Source organism: Aquimarina aquimarini (assembly GCF_900299535.1).
GTDB classification, from domain to species: Bacteria; Bacteroidota; Bacteroidia; order Flavobacteriales; family Flavobacteriaceae; genus Aquimarina; species Aquimarina aquimarini.
Window position 1 is genome coordinate 96302 of the sequence record NZ_OMKE01000056.1, and the last position, 24817, is coordinate 121118.

18 protein-coding genes and 1 riboswitch are annotated in these 24817 nt (G+C 31.1%); of the genes, 8 read left to right on the plus strand and 10 right to left on the minus strand.

The genetic code is table 11. The features are described from left to right. Window positions 1-35: 35 nt before the first annotated feature. On the plus strand, window positions 36-902 hold the full coding sequence (locus tag DG508_RS19130) for a DMT family transporter (protein ID WP_108869714.1): 867 nt from the start codon (window positions 36-38) through the stop codon (window positions 900-902). Between the two features lie 504 nt (window positions 903-1406). Beyond that, window positions 1407-1847: a BLUF domain-containing protein gene (locus DG508_RS19135; RefSeq protein WP_108869716.1), complete on the plus strand. Its 441-nt coding sequence runs from the start codon at window positions 1407-1409 to the stop codon at window positions 1845-1847. Between the two features lie 88 nt (window positions 1848-1935). On the opposite strand, the gene DG508_RS19140 is transcribed toward DG508_RS19135, so the two are convergent. The 4 genes from DG508_RS19140 to DG508_RS19155 form a co-directional block, all read right to left on the minus strand. After that, window positions 1936-2367, minus strand: coding sequence for a response regulator (locus tag DG508_RS19140; RefSeq protein ID WP_108869718.1), 432 nt, complete (start codon window positions 2365-2367; stop codon window positions 1936-1938). After that, window positions 2364-6386 (minus strand): CheR family methyltransferase, encoded by a 4023-nt coding sequence (locus DG508_RS19145; protein WP_108869720.1) that lies wholly within the window; start codon window positions 6384-6386, stop codon window positions 2364-2366. The genes DG508_RS19140 and DG508_RS19145 overlap by 4 nt, the downstream gene beginning before the upstream one ends. Before the next feature lie 266 nt (window positions 6387-6652). Then, complete coding sequence (locus tag DG508_RS19150; RefSeq protein ID WP_108869722.1) at window positions 6653-9550, minus strand: DEAD/DEAH box helicase; 2898 nt, start codon at window positions 9548-9550, stop codon at window positions 6653-6655. 151 nt (window positions 9551-9701) lie between these two features. Continuing rightward, window positions 9702-10847 carry a DegT/DnrJ/EryC1/StrS family aminotransferase gene (locus tag DG508_RS19155; RefSeq protein ID WP_108869724.1) on the minus strand — a complete coding sequence of 382 codons (1146 nt, stop codon included), beginning with the start codon at window positions 10845-10847 and terminating at the stop codon, window positions 9702-9704. A 105-nt stretch (window positions 10848-10952) separates the two neighbouring features. On the opposite strand from DG508_RS19155, the gene DG508_RS19160 reads away from it, so the two are divergent. Further along, on the plus strand, window positions 10953-12197 hold the full coding sequence (locus DG508_RS19160; RefSeq protein WP_108869726.1) for a 3-deoxy-D-manno-octulosonic acid transferase: 1245 nt from the start codon (window positions 10953-10955) through the stop codon (window positions 12195-12197). A gap of 32 nt (window positions 12198-12229) precedes the next feature. Here the strand turns inward: DG508_RS19160 and DG508_RS19165 are convergent, their stop codons facing one another. The 3 genes from DG508_RS19165 to DG508_RS19175 all read right to left on the minus strand — a co-directional run bounded on the left by DG508_RS19165 (window position 12230) and on the right by DG508_RS19175 (window position 15035). Then, window positions 12230-13666 (minus strand): hypothetical protein, encoded by a 1437-nt coding sequence (locus DG508_RS19165; protein WP_108869728.1) that lies wholly within the window; start codon window positions 13664-13666, stop codon window positions 12230-12232. 83 nt (window positions 13667-13749) lie between these two features. Then, window positions 13750-14406 carry a DUF2461 domain-containing protein gene (locus tag DG508_RS19170; protein WP_108869730.1) on the minus strand — a complete coding sequence of 219 codons (657 nt, stop codon included), beginning with the start codon at window positions 14404-14406 and terminating at the stop codon, window positions 13750-13752. Between the two features lie 14 nt (window positions 14407-14420). Continuing rightward, window positions 14421-15035 carry a deoxynucleoside kinase gene (locus tag DG508_RS19175; RefSeq protein WP_108869732.1) on the minus strand — a complete coding sequence of 205 codons (615 nt, stop codon included), beginning with the start codon at window positions 15033-15035 and terminating at the stop codon, window positions 14421-14423. 429 nt (window positions 15036-15464) lie between these two features. Here DG508_RS19175 and DG508_RS19180 point away from each other — a divergent pair, with 429 nt between their 5' ends. Next, complete coding sequence (locus tag DG508_RS19180) at window positions 15465-15875, plus strand: DUF302 domain-containing protein (RefSeq protein WP_159090934.1); 411 nt, start codon at window positions 15465-15467, stop codon at window positions 15873-15875. 80 nt (window positions 15876-15955) lie between these two features. On the opposite strand, the gene DG508_RS19185 is transcribed toward DG508_RS19180, so the two are convergent. After that, the gene (locus tag DG508_RS19185) at window positions 15956-16297 is read right to left on the minus strand and encodes a hypothetical protein (protein ID WP_108869736.1); all 342 of its coding nucleotides are present in this window, start codon (window positions 16295-16297) and stop codon (window positions 15956-15958) included. Window positions 16298-16646: 349 nt separating this feature from the next. Between DG508_RS19185 and DG508_RS19190 the strand changes: the two genes are divergently transcribed. The 3 genes from DG508_RS19190 (at window position 16647) to DG508_RS19200 (ending at window position 21029) form a co-directional block, all read left to right on the plus strand. Then, window positions 16647-19067: a TonB-dependent receptor gene (locus DG508_RS19190; protein ID WP_108869738.1), complete on the plus strand. Its 2421-nt coding sequence runs from the start codon at window positions 16647-16649 to the stop codon at window positions 19065-19067. A gap of 278 nt (window positions 19068-19345) precedes the next feature. Next, window positions 19346-20530: a heparan-alpha-glucosaminide N-acetyltransferase domain-containing protein gene (locus DG508_RS19195; RefSeq protein ID WP_108869740.1), complete on the plus strand. Its 1185-nt coding sequence runs from the start codon at window positions 19346-19348 to the stop codon at window positions 20528-20530. Window positions 20531-20606: 76 nt separating this feature from the next. Continuing rightward, window positions 20607-21029 (plus strand): DoxX family protein, encoded by a 423-nt coding sequence (locus DG508_RS19200; protein ID WP_108869742.1) that lies wholly within the window; start codon window positions 20607-20609, stop codon window positions 21027-21029. 57 nt (window positions 21030-21086) lie between these two features. Here DG508_RS19200 and DG508_RS19205 read toward each other — a convergent pair whose 3' ends face one another. Then, a complete protein-coding gene (locus DG508_RS19205) occupies window positions 21087-21452 on the minus strand; it encodes a hypothetical protein (protein ID WP_159090935.1) in 366 nt (121 codons plus the stop codon). A 228-nt stretch (window positions 21453-21680) separates the two neighbouring features. Then, entirely contained in the window at window positions 21681-22937 is a 1257-nt protein-coding gene (gene metK, locus DG508_RS19210) for a methionine adenosyltransferase (protein WP_108869746.1), read from the minus strand. 344 nt (window positions 22938-23281) lie between these two features. Next, window positions 23282-23388, plus strand: a riboswitch (SAM riboswitch). A gap of 122 nt (window positions 23389-23510) precedes the next feature. Here metK and DG508_RS19215 point away from each other — a divergent pair. Beyond that, window positions 23511-24797: an O-acetylhomoserine aminocarboxypropyltransferase/cysteine synthase family protein gene (locus DG508_RS19215; RefSeq protein WP_108869748.1), complete on the plus strand. Its 1287-nt coding sequence runs from the start codon at window positions 23511-23513 to the stop codon at window positions 24795-24797. Window positions 24798-24817: the final 20 nt, after the last annotated feature.

A 24817-nucleotide genomic window follows, 5' to 3' on the forward strand; every position in this document is an offset into this window, starting at 1 on the left:
AGAGGTAATACGTTTGTTTCTTATATATTTCTGATATGAGACAGCGATTTTTTATTTATTTATGTTTGGTCATTACTTTATTATTATGGGCATCATCTTTTATTGCGATTAAGGTTGCTTTGATCGATTATTCTCCATATGCTTTATCTGTATATAGATATATTATAGCTTCTATAGTATTATTAGTAATAGCAGTATTTATTAAAGTTCAATTCCCTCAAAAGAGAGATTTATTTCGATTTTTTATGATTGGTTTTATTGGGATTGCGATATATAATGTAACACTTAATTATGGGGAACAAACGGTAAGTGCAGGAGCAACTAGTTTTATTATCAATACCGTACCTATGATAACATTCATTTTATCCATAATTTTTCTAAAAGAAAAAATAAACACCAAAAGGGTTATGGGTATGATGATTAGTTTTACAGGTATTGTGATTATCACATTTGGAGAGCATGTTGATGTAGTGTTTAATAAAGGTGTTTTATTTGTTGTTATAGCAGCATTCTCTCAAAGTATATTCTTTATACTTCAAAAACCATTACTAGAAAAATATTCTTCTTTTAGTTTAATATGTTGGTCCATATGGTTAGGTACATTTACTATGCTGCCATTTTTGATTGGTAATATGAATATGCTTTTAAAAGCTAGTTTTGAGTCTAATATGTCTCTGTTGTATCTTGGGGTATTCCCTGGAGCAATTGGATACCTTGTCTGGACCTACGTGCTTTCAAAAATGAAAGTACAGTATGCGACTAGTTTTTTATACTTGATTCCAGTTATATCAGTACTTATTGCAATAGGATGGATCAGAGAATTCCCGAATGGTTATATAATTTTGGGAGGTGCTATTGTTATTGTAGGCGTGATTATTTTTAATAGAAAAAAGAAGGGATAGTTCTTATTTATTTAAGGTTTAGCTATACCATTGTTGTATTGTGCCACTTTCTATTTTGGAATGATCAATGCAAAAACAATAAAATATAGATCATTTACATTACAGGAAAAAGACTATTTAATTGAGGTATTTCTGTATGGTACTAGAGAACATATTTTTTATCTTTACAGCAAAGGAAACAGGAGTGATCAAATAGATATATCAAACACAAACTTTAGTTAAACTAAAAAAAAACTCCTGTTTCTCCTTTTATAAAAGAATTCATTCACTAAGTGCGATTTTAATACTTCGAATAGTAAAGATTCGTTTCAATCGAATACTTCATAAGTTTACCACGATATAGTTTATTTATTTAATAAAAAAAACAGAACTTCATTTCTGTCTATATTAAAATGTATACGCATTATTGTTTTTTAATTATTCTTAGTTTGTTTTTCTATGTATTTGAAAATAAAACAACTAACTTTAGGTAAACTTGTTTAACCAACTTAAAATAAAAAAATAATGAAAGGAATTGTATATGTTAGTAAAGCAATCGAAGATTTTACCCCAGTGACACTACATCAATTAGCAGAATTTGCATCAAATTGTAATGAAGAACATGAAATAACTGGGTATTTATATTTTGAAAAAAAATACTTTTTACAATATATAGAAGGAGAGAAGGGTGCTATAAATAGACTTATCAATAACATAAAAAATGATGCTAGACATGAGGTGTTAAATGTTCAGATAAGTACCGATATAAAAGAAAGAAAGTTTCCTACATGGCATATGCAACAATTGACAAAATCATCGTTAATTCAAATCAATATGGAAAATGTTCTTATGGATTACATGAGGAATTGCAGCAAGCCTAATAGTAATATTAATGAGGAACATGTATGGCGTATGGTTGATAAATTATCAGGTTTTAGAAAAAAGCTATCGTATTCAATGGGCTAATAGATAGCTATAGCTATTGATTTGGCATATGACTCTATTTAAATGTTTTTTGCACTTCATAACAATATTACGAAGTGCAAAAAATATTTTATAGTTTAGAATTATAGTATTCTGCTATCGTGATCAATTTAGTTTTTTCTAAGGGTTTCTCAATGTAATCATATATCATACTTGTGTCAAATGCTTTTGTTTTATCCTTGCTCCAGTTAGAAGTAGTAAGAAATACGATAATCATCTCGGCACGTTTTTCTTTTGGGATTCCAGAATAATGTTCTAGAAACTCAAACCCATCCATAAGAGGCATATTGATGTCGAGAAAAATTATATTAGGCTTAGGAAATTTGTCTTGAAGTTTATTTTCTTCGAATTTCCCACGCTTATGTAAATAATCAAGAGCCTCAATCCCATTATAGGCTTCATGTACTTCATTTGCTATATCAGCAATTTGAATCATCTTTTTGTTGAAAAAATTGGTAGAGGGGCTATCGTCTACTAATAGAATACAGTTAATTTTTTTCATGATTTATTAGGCTTAAAGATGGTGAAATAAAAAGTAGCCCCTTCTCCAAGTGAAGATTTTACCCAGATGTTTCCGTTATGATTATCAATAATTCTTTTGCAATTTGCCAAGCCAATACCAGTTCCAGCATAGTCATTTTGAGTATGAAGTCTTTTGAATACCTCAAAAATCTGTTGGTGATACTTGGGGGCAATACCGATTCCATTATCTTTAATAGAAAATAAATAATAGGTTCGTTTGTTATCAAATGTAATGTCAATTTTAGGTTGCTCGTTATTTTGATATTTTAAACTGTTAGAAATCAAATTCTGAAACAATTGACGTATCTGGATCATATCACAAGTTATGATTGGTAATTTATCGTAATTGATGATAGCATTTTTCTCTTCTATATGTTGCCTTAGATCTTCTAGTATTTCAGATAAAAGAATGTTTAAATCTACAGGTTGAAAATTCAAAGATTTATTATCCAGTTGAGAATATGCTAATAGATCATTGGTGAGTGTGATCATACGTCCTGATGCATTTTCTATAAATTCGAGGTATTGTCGCGCATTATCATCAAAAGTATGCTGGTATTCTTCTCTAAAAAGACCTGTAAAACTAGAAATTGTACGTAGAGGTTCTTTGAGGTCATGGCTTGCCAAGTAGGCAAAACGTTCTAGCTCTGTATTAAGTTCACTCATTTTTTTCTCTGCCTCTTTTCGGGCATTGATATCCATAAGTGTACCTACTATTTTTTGTGTATTTTTTTGAGAATCCAATTGTGATTGGGCACTCATCAAAAACCATCGGTATCCGTTTTTGTTTGTTTTTATTTGAAGTTCTTGCTCAAAGTTTTCACCTTTTTTGATATGATTGTCTATTCGTTTTTTAAAGGTCTGTAATTGATCAGGATGTATCATATTGATGAGTGATGTAAAGGTAGAAAGCTTGTTTTTTGGATAATTTTCTAAAAGCTTTTGGAACTCTTTTGACCACCAGGCATTATCGGTTTTTATATCACTCCATTCCCAAAGGCCAGCCCCAGACCCCAAGATTGCTAGACGATATCGCTCCTGACTCTCTTTTAACTGTAATTCCATATCCTTGGTTTTGGTAATGATGTTCATGACCCCAAGTATATTTTTAACTTTTCCAGAACTACTTTTTTCATTTAATTTATCTGTACATAAAACCCATATGTATGTTTTTTTATTTTTGTGAGCAACACGGTATTCTATCTGAAAAACGTCATCTTTTTCGATTGTTTTAAGTTTTTCATAATGGGTAATAACTCGCGGATAATCATCAGGGTGCACAATCTTTTTTAAGAATGTTAGTCCCATTTTTTTAATATCAGATGCAGAGTACCCAGCCTCTTTGAGGATTTGGCTATTACTATATACATATTTGTTTTTTTGAATGTCATATATGTATATAATTGCTGGATTGGCGTTCATTACATGGCTTAAAAAATCGTTTAATTTTTCTTTATCAGAGTATACTGCCTTTATAGTATGAATATTGATAAAGTTAACGACTACTCCTTTTATAACATCTTTATGGTGTTTGTAAGGAAATATTTCCATCATAAACCATGTTCCTATTGGGTTTTGAACTTCTTTCTTGAAGGGTTTTCGTGTTTTTATGACATTTTTGGCATATTCAGCTAGATTCTCTCCGCCTAATGTGCCCGAAAAATGATTAATAGGTCTACCAATATCTTCTATACGTAATTGAAAATGCTCATTGATAGAAGGAGTAAATTTTCTAATCTTGAATTCTTTGTCTAGAAATATAGTTCCGATATTAATATTTTTTACCAGATTCTCCATATCAGAATTTAGCTCAATGAGCAAGGTGTTTTTTTCCTGTAACTCACCGTTTACAGTATGAAGTTCTTCATTTACAGATTGTAATTCCTCATTGGTGCTTTGTAATTCTTCATTGGTTGCAAGCAACTCTTCATTGGTCATCTGCATTTCTTCATTAGAACTTTCTAACTCTTTGATGATTGCTTGTAGATCATATCTAGTATCGTTTAAAGTTTGTTCTAGTTCTTCAATATCATTTTTTTGTGTCTCAGTACTAAGTATTGCATCATCTTTTTCTTCTTTTGTAATTTGGCGCTCTACTTTTTCTATAAATGTGATTAAAAAAACTTCATAATCATTAGACCTGGTTTTTATAGAACGTATTGCAATATTTATAATCTTGATTATGTTTTTATCGATTGCATGTTTTATTTGTGTCTTGATAGTAAGAGGATCAACTTTTCTTGATAGTTTTCTGATACTGGTCATTAAAGGGATCTTAAATTCATCAGGCAACATCTTCAATAGATTATTAGAAAACCCTTCTTCAGGAAAACGGAGATACGTATTTACTTTTCCATAAGAATGAATGATCTCAAAGTTTTTATCAATACAGATGCTTACTGCACCCAACTCATTCATTAATGTTTGGTTGATTGATTTATCTATTTTTTCTTCAAATGATTGTTTGAGATATTTGTTCTTATAACTATCTAAGTTATTTCGCTTTACTTGCCATTTATCTTTGGTTTTGATTTTTAATGTTTTGTCAATGTCTCCAATAGTTTTTTGATAAATTTTCCATTTAGAATTTATGACATTAAAAACGTTATCTAATAATCCTAAACTCTCTGAACTTCCTAAAAAGAGATATCCATCTTGATTTAGTACATGATGAATGGTGGCTAATACGCGTCTTTGAAGAGTATTTTCCATATAGATTAACATATTTCGACAAGAAATAAGATCAACTTTATTGAATGGGGGATCTTTTAATACATCATGCTTAGAGAATATAATTTTTTGCCTGATATAAGGAGATATATGATAATATCCATCTTTTTCTAGAAAGTATTTGCCAAGTCTTTCTTGGGAGATATCAGAATTAGTTGTAGTATAAATCCCCTGTGAAGCAATGTCTATTGATTTTTGATGGATATCTGTGGCAAAAATTTTATATTCTAGGTTGTTGTATTTTTTAAGAGTAAGATATTCTTCAAGCAATATTGCCAGAGAATAGGCTTCTTCTCCTGTAGAGCAACCGATTACCCATATTTTAATACGATCTGAATTTTTGTTTTTTTTCTCTATTAGATCAGGGATGACTTCTTTTTCTATCACATCATAAGCACTATAATCTCTAAAAAATGAAGTTACACCAATCAAAAATTTACTAACAAGTGTATGTTGTTCTTCTTGATTATTTTTTAGGTACTCTATATAGTCTTCTATAGATGCGCTTTTGGTTGATTTTATCCGTTTTGATATGCATCTGGATAATGTTGGTTTTTTATAAGAGAAAAAGTCATATGCTATCGTATTGTTGAGGATTTCTAAAACCTCATTTATAGATTTTTTATCAAGATTGTCTATAGATGTAGCAAATTGTTGAGATTGCATATTGTCTATATGAGAAACTAATTTGATAGGTATTTCTTTTGCAGATAACACAAAATCACCAATACCATTAGAAATCGCACTTATTGGCATTCCGTCAAAATGAGAATCTTCTGGGCTTTGTATAAATAAAGTTCCTCCTGATTTTTTGATAGCCATTGCACCTTTGGTGCCATCAGATCCTGTTCCTGAAAGGATAATACCTATAGATTTTTCTTTTTGCTCAATAGCAAGTGAATTAAAGAAAATATCTATAGAGAAATTTACCTGATTGCGTTTAGAACGAGAGATAAGCCATAGTTTTTTATCCTGTATAATAATGTTTTTATCTCCAGGAATTAAATATACGTGATCTGGTTCAATATTATTTTCTTCTATAGTTTCACAAACAGTCATTTCGGTATACCGAGATAATAATTCTGGCATTTGACTTTTGTAATCGGGTGATAAATGTTGTATTACAATAAATGCACATCCTGTATCGGTGGGACATGAATTAAAAAAATCTTGTAAAGCATTTAATCCTCCGGCAGAACAGCCTATACCAATGATATAAAAATTATCTGTTTCTGTCTTTTTGACTACTTCTGGTAACTCTTTTTTCATAATTATTGGGTATGAATAATGAAAAATATATTATGTATGTAATTAAAAAAGGGGGGAGTGTATTGAGTAGCAGATTAATAGTAAGTTAAAAAAAAAATAAGGATATAAGAAGAGAAATTGATTTTTTTTCAAGAACAGTAAATAGTTTGTGGCTTAACCATTTCTTATAGCATTGTTTTTTTGTAGAAAATACAGAGAAAGGTAATAGAAAAAGCCCTGCAAATGCAAGGGCTTTTTCTATACAAAATTAGTAGAATATAAATGAATTATTTTAACAGCTCAGTAAGGTGTTGTTCTATATACTGTGGCATTGCATTTATATCTATAATCTCATCAGATAATCCTTTTTTCTTTTCTTGCAATCGTATTATTTTCTCTTCAATAGTATTTTTGGTAATAAATCTAGTCACCATGACTTTATTAGTTTGCCCTATACGATGTGACCTGGCAATGGCTTGTTTCTCAATAAAAGGGTTCCACCATGGGTCTAATAATACTACATAAGAAGCCTTGGTAAGATTTAACCCTACACCACCTGCTTTTAATGAAATAAAGAAAAAAGAGAGATCATCATTTTCCTGAAACTGATTAACAATAGCTTCTCGGTCACTACTTTTTGTTTGCCCTGTGAGGGTTACAAATGATATGTTCTTTTCTGTACACCATTTTTGATATAAGTCAAGGTGAGAGACAAAAGAACTGAATATAAGCACTTTTTTATTTGCACTTGCCAGCGTAGACAAGTAGTGAGTGACATCTTGAAACTTACCAGATTCTTCTTCTGTAGTTTGATCTATAAGTTTAGGATGATTAACAATTTGCCGTAGTTTGGTTAAGGTGTTGAGAACATGTATTTTGTTTGTAGCGATCGTATCTATTCCCAGTAATAGATTTCTGGCAGCAGATTTTTGAGATTCATATTGTTTTTCCTGATCAGGTAACATCTCTGTATAGACTGTTTGTTCTGATAATTCTGGAAGATCTTTGGCGACTTGTTCTTTGGTTCTTCTTAGTATAAAAGGATCAATAAGCGTTTTTAATTCATCGATACATTCTTGATCCTGATTTTTTTCTATAGGAATTTTGAAACGATCTTTAAAAAAAGAATAACTGCCAAGCATTCCTGGATTAATAAACTCCATTTGTGACCAGAGATCAGATAAAGAATTTTCTATTGGGGTACCACTTAATGAAATTTTATGGGCAGTTTGAATGGTGTTGATTGCCTGAAAAATTTTGGACTCTTTGTTTTTTATCTGTTGACTCTCATCTGTAATCAAATAAGTAAAATCTACTTTTTGTAAAGCAGTTATGTCTTTTGATACTGTTGTATATGTAGTAAGGATGATATCATAAGTTTCTAGATAAGGAGTAATCTTATTACGATCAGGTCCTATATATTTTACAATATTAAGATGTGGTGCAAATTTTAAAATTTCCTGTGCCCAGTTGAATACCAGAGAAGAGGGTAACACAATTAGGGCTTTGAGATATGTTTTGAGTTCTAGAGGATCATTAAAAAGATCCAATCTAACACTTTGAACCTTATTGTTTTCAGGAATCATTTTTTCTTTGGCAAATACCAGCATTGCAATGGTTTGTAGTGTTTTTCCTAATCCCATGTCATCTGCCAAACATGCCCCTAATTGATTGCTATAATGATTTACCAACCATTGCACCCCTTCTGTTTGATAAGGGCGTAAGGTTGCTTGTAATTTTGATGAAGGGACGTATTCCTGTTCTGTAGTATCATCAATATTGATTTCATCAGGCGAAACAATGTCTTTGAGTAACGTATAATTACTTTTGTTGATGCGTATACTTTGATCTTTTGATTGTCCAAAATCTGCAAGTTTTTTATATCGTGTCATCCATTCTAGAGGAATGATAAAAACCTGATCTTCATTTATAGGAAAAAAACGGTCATTTTTTCTGATGTAATTTATAAACTTTGAAAAAGGGATTTCTTGAGTACCAATAGTGACCACTCCTTTAACATCAAACCAATCATTTTCTTGCTTACTGCCGATCTCAATAGTATGTGGAGCGGTACAGATTATTTTGTCTTCTATCAAAGGGAGATCAATGGTAAAACCATCTTTTTCTAGTTGAGTTTTATAGGTCGTTAGCCATTCTAGAATTTCAAAAGGATCATTAGAAGCACTTGTTTCAAATAATAAGGTGCTATTTGTTTTTAAGCCTTTGGTAAGTAGTAAGTCAATAATTTCTTGCTCTGCTTCAGGATTTCTTTTGGTTTGAATAATCTGTATTTCATCATTTTCAAAAGATACATCAGAGCTTATTTTTTTTGCACTATTGTAATCAAAAGAGACAGTATCATAATCAAAAGTAATTTTGGCTACATAAATTCCTTGAATAAAATCTTGAATAACTTCTAAACTATAAGATGTTATTTCTTGATAAGTTGTAATATCAAAACCATGAGTAATAACATCTACATTTTTGATTATAGGAATAATTACTTTTTCTAAGTATATCTTAACATGTTTTTGTGCAATAGTAATTTTTTCTTTATCAAAAAAAGGTTTTAATTTATTGGCATTCAGACTTTCTATTTGATAGATGCATTTATTTACAATAATCCAAGAAGGTGCATTGAGTAATATTTGGATATTATGATCTTTAGGTATTATAGGAGTACTTTTGTTTTTTAAAGAAAAAGCATATTCAATACCTTCTTCTGTCTTGGTGAATTCCAAAATAGGCCCAAGCACAGTATCACCAATATCTAATCTATGATTTTGAAAAGGGTCTTTTCTTTGTGCGTTATAACATATTTGATATTGATTTTTAATAATAATAGAGTAGAAAGTAGCTAGTTTTTTACTCACATAATTGAGGATGACTTCTTTTATTTTTGAATCCTGTAATAATTCAGATAGTTTTGGTTTTTTCCTTCTCTTTGCAGGAGAGAATTGTTGTTCTAGTGTGTTTATTTTAAGGCTAGAACAGATATCTAATAACTCCTCATGTGGAGTCTCTCTGAATGGTATTTTATAGCTTTCCAAAGTTTGAGGAGTGGCCTGTTTTTCTACATAACCAAGGCGTTCTTCTGTAACAGGTACGATATATGCTTCTGGTACGGGGGGAAGTTGAGCAAGATTATGATTAACAAGGTTATAACAAATGCAAAAAGAATCCATGATAAAGGAAAATAGGTTTGTTTAGTATTAGGTTAGGTTTTGATATAACTAAAGATACGTTACTTATTTTGTTTCACGCAAAATCGAGAATTATATAAGGAATATTCCTTATATAATTCTCGATTTTTATAAAGTAATAACTTTTATTTTTTTAAATCACTACAGATTTAGAAACAAAATCAATAACAGTTTGAGTGATGTAATTGATTTGTTCGTTATCTAACTCAGTATGCATTGGTAGTGAGATTACTTCTTTTACCAATTGATTTGTTATAGGAAAATCAGATTCATTATATCGTGTATCTTGATACGCCTTTTGACTGTGTAGTGGTATAGGGTAGTATACTCCACAAGGAATATTATTATCATTAAGATGTTTTGCAAGTGCATCTCTGTCAATATTCTTTATTCTTAATGTATATTGATGAAATACATGGGTGTCATCTGTACCAATAATTTCTGGTGTAATAATATTTTCTTGTCCAGCAAGAGCTGCATTGTATTTCTTTGCCGCTTCTCTACGAGCATTGTTGTATGTATCGAGATTAGGAAGCTTAGCTCTCAAGACTGTTGCTTGTATAGAGTCTAATCTAGAGTTTACTCCAACAACATCATGATGATATCTTTTGTACATACCGTGATTAACTACTCCTCGTATAATATGTGCAAGATCATCGTCGTTGGTAAAGATTGCTCCACCATCTCCATAACATCCTAAGTTTTTTGAAGGGAAGAATGAAGTTGAAGCAACGTGACCTATAGCACCAGTTTTGGTGACTGTACCATTTTTAAAATGATAATTAGCCCCTATCCCTTGTGCATTATCTTCTATCACAAATAAGTTATGCTCATTGGCAATATCCATGATTACATCCATATTGGCAGGTTGTCCAAATAAGTGAACAGGTACTATTGCCTTTGTTTTTGGAGTAATAGCTTTTCTAATAGCTTCTGGATCAATATTAAAAGAAGTAGGGTCTACATCTACCAATACTGGGGTGAGTTGTAAAAGAGCAATTACCTCTACTGTTGCAGCAAATGTAAAATCAGCGGTAATTACTTCATCCCCAGGTTGCAATCCAAGTCCCATCATTGCAATTTGCAAAGCATCTGTACCATTTGCACAAGGGATCACATGTTTTACACTCAAATATTCTTCTAATTCTTTTTGAAAACTATGTACCTCAGGACCATTAATGAATGCTGTGGATTGTATTACATCAAGAATAGATGCATCTATGCGCTCTTTAATTTGTTCATATTGACCCTTGAGGTCAACCATTTGTATCTTCTTCATAAATGTTTTATTGTAACCTCACGAAAATACAAAATATTGCTACTATAGCCAATGTAATTTTAGATAAAAGAAATGTATTTTAGCAGTTCATAAAAATTATTCTTTTTGAGCTTTTTATATAACATCTTTATTGCACTATTTAATAGGATACTTCCTGTGATTGGATTATTGAGCCCTAAGCTCAAATTATTTGTAAACGGAAGGAAAATAGTTTTTGAAACCTTAAACAAACATTTTCCCGCACAAGATAAAGTCATCTGGTTTCATTGTGCATCTTTAGGAGAATATGAACAAGGAGTACCAGTTATGGAGGCATTAAAGAAAAAATATCCCAATCATAAATTGGTGGTAACTTTTTTTTCTCCTTCTGGTTATGAGATAAAAAAGAAAAGTACATTGGCTGATGTTATAGTATACTTGCCTATAGATACCAAAGCAAATGCAAGACGTTTTATACAATTGATAAATCCTGAGCTGGCAGTATTTGTAAAGTATGAATTTTGGCCTAATTATCTCAAAACATTAAAAGAAAATAATATTCCTGCAATATTCATATCAGCAGCCTTTAGAGAAAATCAAGCTTTTTTTAAGTGGTATGGCGGTTTTATGAGGAGTGCACTAAAAACTGTAGACCATTTCTTTGTTCAGGATAAAATATCTGAAAGATTATTAAATGAACAACATTTTTCTAATGTGACTTTGAGTGGGGATACGCGTTTTGACCGTGTGTCGCATCAAATTGAGATGGATAATCACGTAGATTTTATTTCTGAATTTATTGATGGGAGGCTTTGTGTAGTGCTAGGGAGCTCATGGCCTGAAGACGAAAAGGTGTTTTTGGATTATATGAATACAACTTCTGAGGGTGTTTGTTTTATTATTGCTCCTCATGAAATAAAAGATACGGGTATTAATGCACTGAAACAGCAGATCAAAAGAAAAACAGTTTTATATTCTGAAAAAAATGGTGTTACCCTCAAAAATTATGATGTGTTTATAATGAACACTATAGGGTATTTGTCTAGAGTCTATAGTTATAGTGATATAGCATATGTTGGTGGAGCTATGGGAACAGGAGGGTTACATAATATTTTAGAGCCCGCTACTTTTGGGGTTCCTATTATAATTGGTAAGAATTTTGAAAAGTTTAGAGAAGCAAAGCAACTTCAAAAATTAGCAGGGTTATTTTCAGTTGCAAATGCAGATGAATATACTCAAACTATGAATAAGCTTGTTGCAGATAAAAAATTCAGAGAGAAAACGGGGATGATAGCTGGGCATTTTATCAACAGTAATACAGGAGCTACCTCATTAATTGTTGACTATCTCAATACTAAGATAAATGATTAATTATCTATTCGCTTTTTTAATAAAACAATTATTTATTGCTCATTACCATTAGGAGTGTCTTCATTTTGGTATAAATTGTCATTTATACTAGTGTTTTTTAAAGTAATTTTAGAAAGATCTATTTCAAAATTATCCTTGTTGTTTTTGATATTGGTATTGATAAATGATATGATATCAGAGTTGCCTGATCTGGAGATAAAAATAAAGTCTTGATCTGCTCCATCATTATTGATGATTTCACAATTTTGAAAAGAAATCCCCAAGTTATTGTTTGGCTTCTCAAAATTGATAAAAGAAAGAAGCGTGTTGTTTTGGATTTTGCAGTCAGAAAATTTTAAAACAGAATTAATAGGAGTGCCTTTTGGTTTTTTGATTCCTAAAATAGCGGTAGCGTTATTATGAAGGAAAGCACTATTGTGAAATTGAATAGGTTGTAGTGTGTTTTGTTCTTCAAGAATGTTTTCTTGCTGTAGTTTGACTAATGTACCATGATCATTTTCATATAGCATACTGTTTTCAACCATAACACCATTGGAGTTGTGTATTGTGATGACATCACCAGAAGTATTATAAAATTTACTTTTATAGAATTTAATATTATTAGAATTTGTTACCAATGCCCCTAAAGCACCAGACCCATCAAACTCAGTATTCATAAAGGTAGTGTTTTTACATTCTTGCAGAGTAAGGATAAATCCCTGTTGACTATTTTTATTACCTTTTTTATGTTGAAAATTAAACCCATCAACAGTAAAGTTTGTACAATTTGTACAAGAGAATAAGTTTTTATGTATTTTTTTTGCAATAAATAGTACTTGTTTTCCGACACTTCTTAAAGTTAGGTTTTTGTAGTCATGAAGTTGTAGACTTCCAGACTCAGAAAAAGTATAATGTCCTATTGCTGCGTCTTTATTAAAATCTTCTGACCCAGAAAATTCTTTATAGTAGTGATCAAAATTTAATGTATCTGTTTCTATCAAAATTACTTTGTTAGAAGACAGTGCATCTAGAAATTCCCATTCGTTTTTTATAGAAACATAGGCCTGAGCATTTGTTTGTTTCTCTTTTTGGTCATAATTAACAAAGCTGTCAAAAATATATCCAGATATATTAGATATAGAATTGGGTAACGCATAGTTAATTTTTAACCATTGTCCATACGTATTCTGAATAGTATCGAGGGGAATTTTTTCAAATTTCCCTGTTTGTAATGTTACCTGTACTTTTTCTTTTGGAACCAAAGTTCCTATTTTTAGAGAATCGATAGATGGATGATTCCATACAGAAATTTCATTTTTTGAAGATACGATTGCTTCAAAAATAGCAGGGTCGTTAGGAATGATATTTTCCTCATCTTGTAAAAAGTCTTCTTCCTGTTTTACTACTTCGTTATTATCTTTAGTTTTTTCTTTTTTTCCGCAAGAAAAAATACTACTACATAAAAGGGTAATAAGGATGACTTTTTTCATCTGTTTGTATTTCGTTTTATTGTTTTATAGAATTCGTATATTCTATTTCTTACAAGCTTACTATGAGTTTGTAATCAAGTATTCTATACAGTCACTGCCTCATTAAAATATCTTCTAAAAGGTAGCATTTCTTTATAAACTGTGATTATTCTGTCTGTAAAATCAGCTTTAAGTATATCTTTTTTAGTCAATGGGTGAATTACCGCAAATGTTCTATGTCGTAGTAAATCTATATGTTTATGATCAGCAGTATATCCTTTTGGCGCCTTTTTTAGAGTGTCTTTGCCAGTATACATTTCTCCAAAAGTTTGTTTGAAGCTTTTTTTGTTCAATATTTTCACCAATTCTTCACCATTATAATCAATAGCTTCACGAATGCTACTGAGCATTTTTTGATCAGGTTTCCAATATCCACCAGCAAGCTCAGATTCATTAATTCCTATTTGAATATAAAAATCTCCTTGTTTAGTACGTTGATCTAATCCAGCGGCAAAATGATCTTTGTATACTGGTCTGTTTGGATGAAAAAGTAAATTGTTGTTGATACGATTGATTCCTTTTCTACCCGAGGTAGGGTAATAGTTAGGGTCAATTGCAGCGAATTTTGAATCTAATTCATCTAGCCATTGTATAAAAGAGTTGCGGATGGTTTGATATCGTTTTCTATTGGCATCCATCCATTCTTTGTGATTATTATTTTGTAAATCTTGAAGAAACAGAAAGAGTGCATTAAAATCCATAAGAAATTCAAAGATTAGAAAAGCCCATTTAGTTCGGCATCAATACGGTTTATTATATTTCCAAGGTCCTCTGGGTTGTCCAGAAAATTAATATTGTCTACATCAACAATCAGAAGATTTCCTTTATCATAATCATGAGCCCACGCTTCATAACGCTCATTAAGTCTACTTAGATAGTCTATGCTTATGGTATTTTCATAATCACGACCACGTTTATGAATTTGATTAACAAGATTAGGAATGCTACTTCTAAGGTAAATTAATAAATCAGGGCCTTCTACTACATTTTCCATAAGATCAAAGAGAGATCTGTAGTTCTCAAAATCTCGATTGGTCATAAGGCCCATCGCATGAAGGTTTGGAGCAAAGATATAAGCATCTTCATAAATGGTTCTATCTTGTATTATATCTTTTCCGCTTTCGCGAATATCAAGTATTTGCCTAAAACGACTATTGAGAAAATAAATCTGAAGATTAAAAGACCAACGCTCCATTTTGTTATAGAAATCTTCTAAGTAAGGGTTTTCTAATACGTCTTCAAAATGAGCTTCCCATTTATAGTGTTTAGCAAGTAATCGAGTTAATGTTGTTTTTCCTGCTCCAATATTTCCAGCTATCGCTATGTGCATAGTTGATTGTTTTTCCTAAGGTGTTTGTGTAAAAAAATGTATATCACAGTTCGAGGGTAAATATACTAGATTTTCTGAGTAACATAAAAAAGGATGGATAAAGAATTTTATAATGATAGCTTAAATTTTGCCAGATTGATGCAGAGAGTATATATGTAATGATTTTTAATGTAGCTTTTAATATTAATCTCGTAATATAAATTAAAGATGTATTGCTTTTTTGATATTTGATGTAAGGTTTTAATGTGTTACAGAAGAAGTGAGTGTAATTATTGTTTAGATGATTACGACATACACTATGTAATTTAAAAAAAAATGAGAATGAATATATGTAAAATTGTAGGGTTTGTTTTTATAATATGTCTAATGTCTTGTAATCAAAACCAGAACGGCGCGTCTAAAGAGAAACAAATAAATTTGAAACAGGATATGGAAATTACTAAAGCACAGGGTGTAATAACAAAAATAAGTTCAAAAAGTTTTGAAGATACATATAATACATTGGTAGAGATTATTACCAATAATCCCAACTTGAAAATCATTGCTCAGCTAGATCATCAGGTTAACGCTGGAAAAGTAGATTTAAAACTAAATCCAACGCGAATAATCTTATTTGGAAATCCTAAATTGGGAACTCCTCTGATGCAAAACGCTCAAATAATAGGGCTGGATTTACCTCAAAAGATTTTGGTGTGGCAAAATGATGAAGGAGTTGTGCATGTGTCATATAATGATCCTGAGTTTTTAAAAGTTCGATATGATATTACAGGAAACAAAGAGGTTTTGGCAACGGTAGCCAAAGCGCTGAACACAATAACAGATAAAACTATTGGACTATAAGTTTTATCCATTTTAAGAATTGAATTAGCCTCAATTTAAACTAAAAGCCCTTTTAAAATAATTTTTTTATTTTGAAAGGGCTAATTTTGAAGTTTTACTTTTATAGGCCCTCCACTCGATACATAACTTCCTCCTACCTCGTCTATATTAATATTTAACTCTTGATCAGTACTGATAGTAGAGAGGTCTACTTTGAGTTTATCATAAGTATCGATATTTTTAAGATTTACATCAATTTCATCAGAATTACTCAATTTTACTGTAATAGAACCATCATCATTAATTGGTATGATTCCATAATTTGTTGTTGAGGTACTATTTGCGTGTGCCTTGGGGATAATATCAGTATCTCGTATTACTATAATAACAAGGCAAATAGCAATAATGCTTATTACAAATTTGGTATATGTATCAGTTTTCATAAAATATAGTTTTTGGTTTATCAAAGAGCATCAATAAAGATACCAAATTGGATATTAGAGAAGAAAAAAAGATATTTGGAAATTATTTTTTTTGGATATAAACACTAATAATTCTTATAATCAATTATCCCCGTTAAGTAGTAGGGGGTAGAGTACATGTTTTGAACAATAATAGATGTGCAGTAAATATAAATCACTTCATTTTAAGGGTATAGCGTCTAATGAATTCTTTGTAATTAGAAGTTTTAAAGAGTTCTATTTAGATTTGTTATAAATAACTTGTGCAGTCCATGACAACTAGATATTTTTGTTTGAAATTTATTGTTTAAATTAAGATTAAATAAATATAATGAAATATCAATTGTCAATCTTATTATTGATGCTAAGTAGTTTAGCATTTTCTCAGAATGGTATCATAAATGGTATCATTACTGATAATACACAAACTCCGCTTATAGGAGTAAACGTTTCTATAAAAAATACAAGTATAGGAACACAGTCTAATGAAAATGGAATTTTTGAAATCAATTCTGTCGAAAGCGGAGATTATATACTATCTATATCGTATTTAGGTTTCAAAAATCGTGAGGTATCAATCTCAATTTCAGATAATCAAAACTTAGATTTAGGAAAAATAATTTTATATGAAGGAAATGAAATTCTTGGAGAAGTAGTTATTGAAGGAAAAAGAATCAATAAATTTTCAAGAAAAAATACCGCTTATGTTTCTAAACTTCCTTTAAAGGATATTGAAAATTCACAAGTGTATAGTACGGTAACAAATGACCTTTTAAAATCTCAGGTAGTTACTAATTTTGATGACGCATTAAAAAATGCAGTTGGTGTTGATAAGTTATGGGAGTCAACTGGTCGTGGAGGTGATGGAGCAGGATATTATTCATTAAGAGGCTTTTCTGTTCAACCACAATTGGTAAATGGATTACCTGGATTAACAAACGGAACAATAAATCCTGCAAATATAGAGCGTATTGAGGTTTTAAAAGGACCGTCAGCTACCTTGTTTGGGAATGCAGTAAGTTCTTATGGAGGACTTATCAATGTGGTTACAAAAAAACCATATGTAGGTGCAGGTGGAGAGCTTTCTTATACTTCTGGAACATATGGATTTAACCAAATAATCGGAGATTTTAATACAGCATTGAGTAAAGATGACAATCTATATTTCAGATTAAATACAGCATATACAACAGAGCAAAGTTTTCAAGATGCAGGTTTTAGAAAATCATTTTTTGTAGCACCATCATTATCCTATAAAGTAAATAATAGGCTTTCTTTTTCTTTTTATGCAGAAATTACACAAGCAGAACAAACCAATCCTACCTTTTTGTTCTTAAATAGACGTGCATCAACAGAATCAAGAAATTTGGATGAATTAGGGTATAATCCTAAATTATCTTTTACGAGTAATGATTTGACGTTAAAAAACCCTAATCAAAATTATAGGGTAGAAATGGACTATAAGTTATCGGATGCTTGGAAATCACAAACCTTGCTTTCAAAAAGTGCAACTTCTACAAAAGGATACTATTCTTATCTATTTGATCGTCTTACTTTGGGTAACGATACTTTTTCTCGTTTTATCAATAAGCAAAACTCAAATACTCAAACTACAGATATTCAACAAAATTTTATAGGTGATTTTAAGATTGCTTCATTAAGGAATAGGGTGGTTATTGGTTTAGACTATTTTAATGCAACAGAAATAGACAATAGCACTGGATACGCATTTTATGGCAATGTAACTCCTCAAGGAGGAGTTAGTGGAGATCACCCGTCTACAACAGAGATAGAAACAGATGTGTTTCCGCTTTCAGCTTCTGGAGTTGATGCTGCTTTGGCATCAACAGGAATTAGTAATATAAAAACCAAATACCATATTTATAGTTTATATGCTTCTGATGTAGTGAATATAACCAGTAATCTTTCTGCAATGGTGGGTCTGCGATTGGATGTGTTTGATAATGAAGGAGATTTAGCCGATCTAGAAGATGATTATGATCAAACTACATTATCTCCAAAATTTGGATTACTGTACCAACCTATTAAAGATAAATTATCAGTTTTTGCAAATTATCAAAATGGGTTTACTAATGTAAAACCACAATTAGTGGGTGACCCTGAAGAAGGACCACAAACATTAAAAACATTTACCCCTGAGCAGGCAAATCAATTAGAATTTGGTGTAAAAGCAAATCTGTTTAATAATAGATTAAATGCGACAATAAGTTATTATGATATTAAAGTCACAGATCAAGTAATTACAGATCCATCATCACCATTCAATAAAATTCAAGGAGGAGAAAGGGTGAGCAAGGGTGTTGAGATTGAAATTAATGCAAATCCGATTAAAGGATTAAATATAAGAGCTGGTTATAGTAATAATGATAGTGAAACTACAAAGTCTGATAATGATGAAATTTTAAATAGAAGACCACTTGGTGCTGGGCCAGAAACACTTTACAATTTTTGGGCGAATTATGAATTTCAAGAAGGAACCCTCAGTGGATTTGGTCTTGGTTTAGGATTTAATGGTGCAAGTGAGCGTTTTGCTATAAATTATGTCTCTACAGGTGAGTTTGTTTTACCAAGTTATACTATTGCTAATGCTTCTGTTTTTTATCAGGCTAAAAAATATAGAATAAGCTTAAAACTTAATAATGCTTTTAATAAAGAATATTATAAAGGGTGGACAACTATAAATCCTCAAGCTCCAAGAGCTTTATTGGCAAATATTTCTTATAGATTTTAAGTATATATAGATAAATCTTATAAAAATATCGTAAAAGATTAAATGTCTTCACAAATGATAACTTGTGAAGACATTTTCTTTTTAAACTTTGGATAAGTTTAAATTGTTTTTTAATGTTGTGCTCTTGTTTGTGTAGTGTGATTTTATCTTGTAATTATTTGATTTACAAATGAAGAAAGACTTTGTGGGTAATGGATTAAAGAGAGAAGTGATACACATTTAAGCAATATATAGATAGTAAATTCGTTTTAAAGACGACCTAACCAAAGACCACAATAATGAGTACACCTGCGAATCGGTTGCATTTTTTGGATGCAATACGAGCATTTGCAATTTTAATGATGCTTCAGGGGCATTTTGTGCATTGCCTTTTGGGGAATGTATATCGTGATCAAAATAGTTTTGGCTATACTTTTTGGGAGTATTTTAGAGGAATGACGGCTCCAACTTTTTTTACAATAACAGGTTTTATATTTACCTATTTGTTGCTAAAACAAGAAAAAGTAGGGATTGATAATCCTAGAGTAGTCAAAGGAATAAAACGAGGAGTTAAGGTTATTTTTTATGGCTATTTATTGCGATTAAGTTTTTATGATGTTATAAATGGTACAATAAACCCTTCTTTCTTTTATATAGATGTTTTACAGTGTATTGGCGCTTCGTTGTTATTATTGATCGCAGTATATTTAGTTTTTTATAATAAGAATCAGATATTATTTCAGAATATAATTTTATGTATAGGTGTTATGGTATTTCTTCTTCAGCCTATATATGGTAGTTATTCATTAGATTTTTTCCCAAAAACAATAGCTAATTATTTCACAGATAGAAATGGTTCTGTTTTTACTTTATTTCCATGGTTTGGATATGTGTGTTTTGGGAGCTTTGTAGCCAGTCTCTTTTTAAAGTTTAAAGAATATAAAAGGTTTTATTCATACGCAATATTGATTCTTTTAAGTATTGGAGTGGTATTGGTTTTTAGTTCTTCGTCTATATTGATGTTGTTATATGATGTTACAGGTATAGTTGTTTTTAAATCCGTGGCTTATAATAATTTCTTATTTATAAGATTGGGGAACGTATGTGTGCTTTTTTCTATATTTATTATGATAAGAAAATATTTTGGTAATAAGGTGATCAGTATGATAGGAGGAAAAACCTTGCCTATTTATATAATTCATTTTTTTGTATTATACGGTAGTTGGTTTGGGTTAGGGCTTAATAGTTTCTTTTATCGTAGTCTAACACCAATGCAGGCTTTTGTGGGCGCTATATTATTTGTGATTGGGGTTTGTGTATTGGTTTTGCAGTATTATAAGCATGAGAAAGAGCTAATGATATTAATATATCGTTTGTGGGGTAAAGTAAATAAGATGTTTAAGAAGGTATTGCCAGAAAGTTGCCTGTTATTTATTGATGGAGTGGTTCGTAGGTATAGAAGTATACGGTTTGTAAAGCGATGAATTTTTTTTCTTCTGCAGTACGGTATTAATTTGAAAATCAGTATATTATACTTGTCTAATTAATACTTGTTTTGTCATGTCAACAATAAAATCATTAAACAAATGGGCTAATGCGCATACGTATTACCCTTTAGATTTATTACGAATCGCTTTAGGAGTCTTTTTATTTATAAAAGGAATAGATTTTATAAGTAATAGCCAGATTCTTGTGGATTTAATCAAACCTGTTCAGAGTCTTGCTGGTTCTGTTATTATTATGCATTATGTTGCTCCTGCACATTTAATCGGGGGAATACTTATTTCTTTTGGGTTATTAACGAGGTGGTCTGTAGCAGCTCAGCTTCCATTGTTAATAGGAGCTGTACTTATTAATTTTTTTGGAGAAATGAATATTGCAAACCTTACTATTGCTAGTGTAGTTCTAATGCTGTGCTTATTTTTTTTATTATATGGATCAGGAAAACATTCTGTTGATTACTATTTAAAAATGCAACAATAAAATTGTTGTAATTATAACCAACAGAATGTCTCTTTATCATTTTTTATAAGAAAATACTTACCATGCTGATAAGCGAGATTCTTTTGTGCGGTCATTCCTGTGATTTGGAATGTCTAAGTATATAGTGTCCATTTTTTTGTAGGCATGTATATTCTGCTTAGAAGCTCTTTTCTTATTTTTTTTGAGTTGCTTTTTGATTTTTTGCCACTCTTTTTTGCTGTAAAACTCTTTACCTTTCTTTTTGATAGGAGTTTGTACAACTAGCAGTCGATCTGCAGATGACATTGTTTCTGTACTATATTGTTCTTCAATGATTTGATTGTCAATAGTTTTTACAGAAGTTAGGTCGTATTCAAAGTCTTGACCAAAAGACATACCGCAGATTAAACAAAAAGCGATAAGTATTGTGAGTTTTAATTTCATTTCCCAGAATTTTGATGCATTATTATAACGAATCATTATACATTAAAATTGTAAAAAGACATATCAAAACTATTTTCCCATTAATATAGATATGTTGTTTTCCTTGCTATAAGGAATGGGATAAATGTACTGATAATACTTGGGTTTTTCCTACGGAAAAACCGCATTTTTTCAATGTACCTTTCATAAATTCGATAAAAAACTAATTAAATCAGATGAAATGAATCTTTATAATTTAAAGGTTTTTTTAACCTCATCTACATAGTCTAATTTTTCCCAAGTAAAAAGCTCAACTTCTTTTTCGATTTTACCAGAATATGGGCTTTCAAAAACTTTGGTAATTGTCTTTGACTCTTTACCCATATGGCCATATGCTGCAGTTTCTTGATAAATTGGATTGCGTAGTTTGAGTCGTTTTTCGATAGCAGCAGGGCGCATATCAAAAATTTGAGCTACTTTTTCAGCAATTTCTCCATCAGTTAACCCTAGAGTACTTGTGCCATAAGTATCAACAAAAATAGAAGTAGGTTCAACTACACCAATTGCATATGATACTTGTACCAATACTTCGTTTGCTACACCAGCAGCTACAAGGTTTTTGGCAATATGTCTAGAAGCATATGCGGCAGACCTATCTACTTTACTAGGGTCTTTACCAGAGAAAGCACCTCCTCCATGAGCTCCTTTGCCACCATAAGTATCAACAATAATCTTTCTTCCTGTAAGACCAGTATCACCATGAGGACCACCTATTACAAATTTACCAGTAGGGTTAATGTGGTATGTGATTTGATCATTAAATAATTGCTGAACATATTCTGGTAACTGTGCAATTACTCTAGGGATCAATATAGAAATAATGTCATTTTTTATTTTATTCAACATAATTTCATCATCATTATCAAAATCATCATGCTGTGTAGATACAACGATAGCAACAATTCGTTGCGGTATGTTGTCATCACTGTATTCGATTGTTACTTGGCTTTTTGAATCAGGCCGTAAATAAGGGATTTCTTTTCCTTCACGTCTTAATTTTGCTAGTTCAATTAGTATTTTATGAGAAATATCAAGTGCCAATGGCATGTAATTCTCTGTTTCTTTAGTAGCATATCCAAACATCATTCCTTGATCACCAGCTCCTTGTTCTTCTTTGGATTCTCTATCTACACCTTGATTTATATCTTGTGATTGCTCGTGAATAAGAGAAATTACACCACAAGAATCACCACTGAATTGATATGCTCCTTTGGTATATCCAATGGTATTTATCACTTCTCTTGCGATATGTTGTACATCGAGATATGTTTTTGATTTTACTTCTCCTGCGAGAACTACTTGACCAGTAGTTACCAAAGTTTCACATGCAACTTTGGAATCTTTATCAAAAGCTAAAAAATTATCTAATAGTGCGTCACTGATTTGATCCGCTACTTTATCTGGGTGTCCTTCAGATACACTTTCTGAAGTAAATAAATATGCCATTTGTTGTTGTTTTATAAGAGAATGCTTAGACGCGATTGCGATGAGAAGCTTTCGACAAAATGTTATTAAATCGAGCTGCTTTAGCATTTTTATAATGATATGCTTACGGTGTGTGTTATAAACTGGTAAGGCATAGCATTTTGGGTTGCAATCAGTCAAATCTTTCCCTAAAATGTTTTGGCAAAGGTAAAAAAAATGACAATATTAAAAAGTATTTAACGTATCATTAATTATTTGAAAAAAGAGAGGTGATTTTGTTTTTCACAAAATAATTTTTGGAAGAAAGATCTTTGTATTAAAAAATAATTACTAGATTTGCCCCGAAGTTTCTTATACATATTAGTAAGTTATTAAGAAAGGTGGAGGGAATAGACCCTGTGAAACCTTAGCAACCCTTTATATTTAAAGAAGGTGCTAAATTCTATCTCGATTATTCGAGAGAAGATAACTCGATACAATTATTCTTTTTGTAATTGTCGCTTTCCTTTCTTATTAATTTTCTTTAAAACAAACACAACGCAGAGAAGTGTTCGATGTATTTGAATTTATTTTAAAAATTTAAAATAGAAAATTATGAGTACCCAAAAATTTGCAACAGAAGCTTTGCATGCAGGCCATGACGTATCTGCCAACGGAGGAACCAGAGCAGTACCTATATATCAGACAACATCCTATGTTTTTAATAATTCTGATCATGCCGCTAATTTGTTTAATTTGTCTGAGCCAGGATTTATTTATACTAGACTAAATAATCCTACAAATGATATTTTAGAGCGACGTCTCGCTGCATTAGAAGGTGGTATAGGTGCGGTAGTAACCTCATCAGGAACAGCAGCAATAAATACAGCCTTGCTTACTCTATTAAAAACAGGTGACCATATTGTAGCTTCAAGTAGTTTGTATGGGGGGACTTATAATCTGTTGAATGTAACACTACCAAGATTTGGAATTACGACAACATTTGTCGATCCTTCAAACCCTGAAAGTTTTAAAGAAGCTATACAAGAAAATACACGTGCAATTTTTGTTGAATCTTTGGGGAATCCTAAATTGGATGTTCTGGATTTGAAAGCTATCTCATCTATAGCAAAAACATCTAAGATCCCTTTTATTGTTGATAATACAGTTGCTACCCCTGCATTGCTAACTCCTATTGAGTATGGTGCCAATATTGTAATTCATTCACTTACAAAATATATAGGTGGTAATGGAACATCACTTGGAGGAGCAATTATAGACGCAGGAACTTTTGATTGGTCTAGTGGAAAATTTGCTGAGTTTACAGAACCTTCTCCTGGGTATCATGGGTTGGTATATCATGAAGCATTAGGAGCTGCGGCTTTTATTGCAAAAGTAAGAATAGAAGGATTGCGAGATTATGGGGCTGCATTAAGTCCATTTAATGCATTTCAGATTTTACAAGGTTTAGAAACATTAGAAATTAGAGTGCAGAAACATAGTAAAAATGCACTAGAACTTGCGCAATGGTTAAAAAAACAAGATGAAGTGAGTTGGGTGAAATATCCTGGACTAGAAGATGATGCTTATTATACATTGGCACAGAAATATTTGCCAAAAGGGCAAAGTGGGATTATTACGTTTGGAATAAAAGGGGGTTTTGAATCAGCCAAAACAATTGCAGATGAAACAAAAATATTTTCATTATTAGCAAATATAGGAGACTCAAAATCATTGATCATTCATCCTGCAAGTACAACGCATCAACAATTAGATCCTGAACAGCAAAAATCAACAGGAGTTACACAAGACTTAATAAGGTTATCTGTAGGGTTAGAAGATATAGAAGATCTAAAAGAAGATTTGAAAACAGCTTTTTCTAAAGTGAAAGTCGGGATTTAATAAGCGAAAACGCCTTCTTG

Coding starts and splice junctions, on each gene's coding strand:
- DG508_RS19130 (WP_108869714.1), top strand. CDS start 36: ATGAGACAGCGATTTTTTATTTATTTATGTTTGGTCATTACTTTATTA.
- DG508_RS19135 (WP_108869716.1), top strand. CDS start 1,407: ATGAAAGGAATTGTATATGTTAGTAAAGCAATCGAAGATTTTACCCCA.
- DG508_RS19140 (WP_108869718.1), bottom strand. CDS start 2,367: ATGAAAAAAATTAACTGTATTCTATTAGTAGACGATAGCCCCTCTACC.
- DG508_RS19145 (WP_108869720.1), bottom strand. CDS start 6,386: ATGAAAAAAGAGTTACCAGAAGTAGTCAAAAAGACAGAAACAGATAAT.
- DG508_RS19150 (WP_108869722.1), bottom strand. CDS start 9,550: ATGGATTCTTTTTGCATTTGTTATAACCTTGTTAATCATAATCTTGCT.
- DG508_RS19155 (WP_108869724.1), bottom strand. CDS start 10,847: ATGAAGAAGATACAAATGGTTGACCTCAAGGGTCAATATGAACAAATT.
- DG508_RS19165 (WP_108869728.1), bottom strand. CDS start 13,666: ATGAAAAAAGTCATCCTTATTACCCTTTTATGTAGTAGTATTTTTTCT.
- DG508_RS19170 (WP_108869730.1), bottom strand. CDS start 14,406: ATGGATTTTAATGCACTCTTTCTGTTTCTTCAAGATTTACAAAATAAT.
- DG508_RS19175 (WP_108869732.1), bottom strand. CDS start 15,035: ATGCACATAGCGATAGCTGGAAATATTGGAGCAGGAAAAACAACATTA.
- DG508_RS19180 (WP_159090934.1), top strand. CDS start 15,465: ATGGAAATTACTAAAGCACAGGGTGTAATAACAAAAATAAGTTCAAAA.
- DG508_RS19185 (WP_108869736.1), bottom strand. CDS start 16,297: ATGAAAACTGATACATATACCAAATTTGTAATAAGCATTATTGCTATT.
- DG508_RS19190 (WP_108869738.1), top strand. CDS start 16,647: ATGAAATATCAATTGTCAATCTTATTATTGATGCTAAGTAGTTTAGCA.
- DG508_RS19195 (WP_108869740.1), top strand. CDS start 19,346: ATGAGTACACCTGCGAATCGGTTGCATTTTTTGGATGCAATACGAGCA.
- DG508_RS19200 (WP_108869742.1), top strand. CDS start 20,607: ATGTCAACAATAAAATCATTAAACAAATGGGCTAATGCGCATACGTAT.
- DG508_RS19205 (WP_159090935.1), bottom strand. CDS start 21,452: ATGAAATTAAAACTCACAATACTTATCGCTTTTTGTTTAATCTGCGGT.
- metK (WP_108869746.1), bottom strand. CDS start 22,937: ATGGCATATTTATTTACTTCAGAAAGTGTATCTGAAGGACACCCAGAT.
- DG508_RS19215 (WP_108869748.1), top strand. CDS start 23,511: ATGAGTACCCAAAAATTTGCAACAGAAGCTTTGCATGCAGGCCATGAC.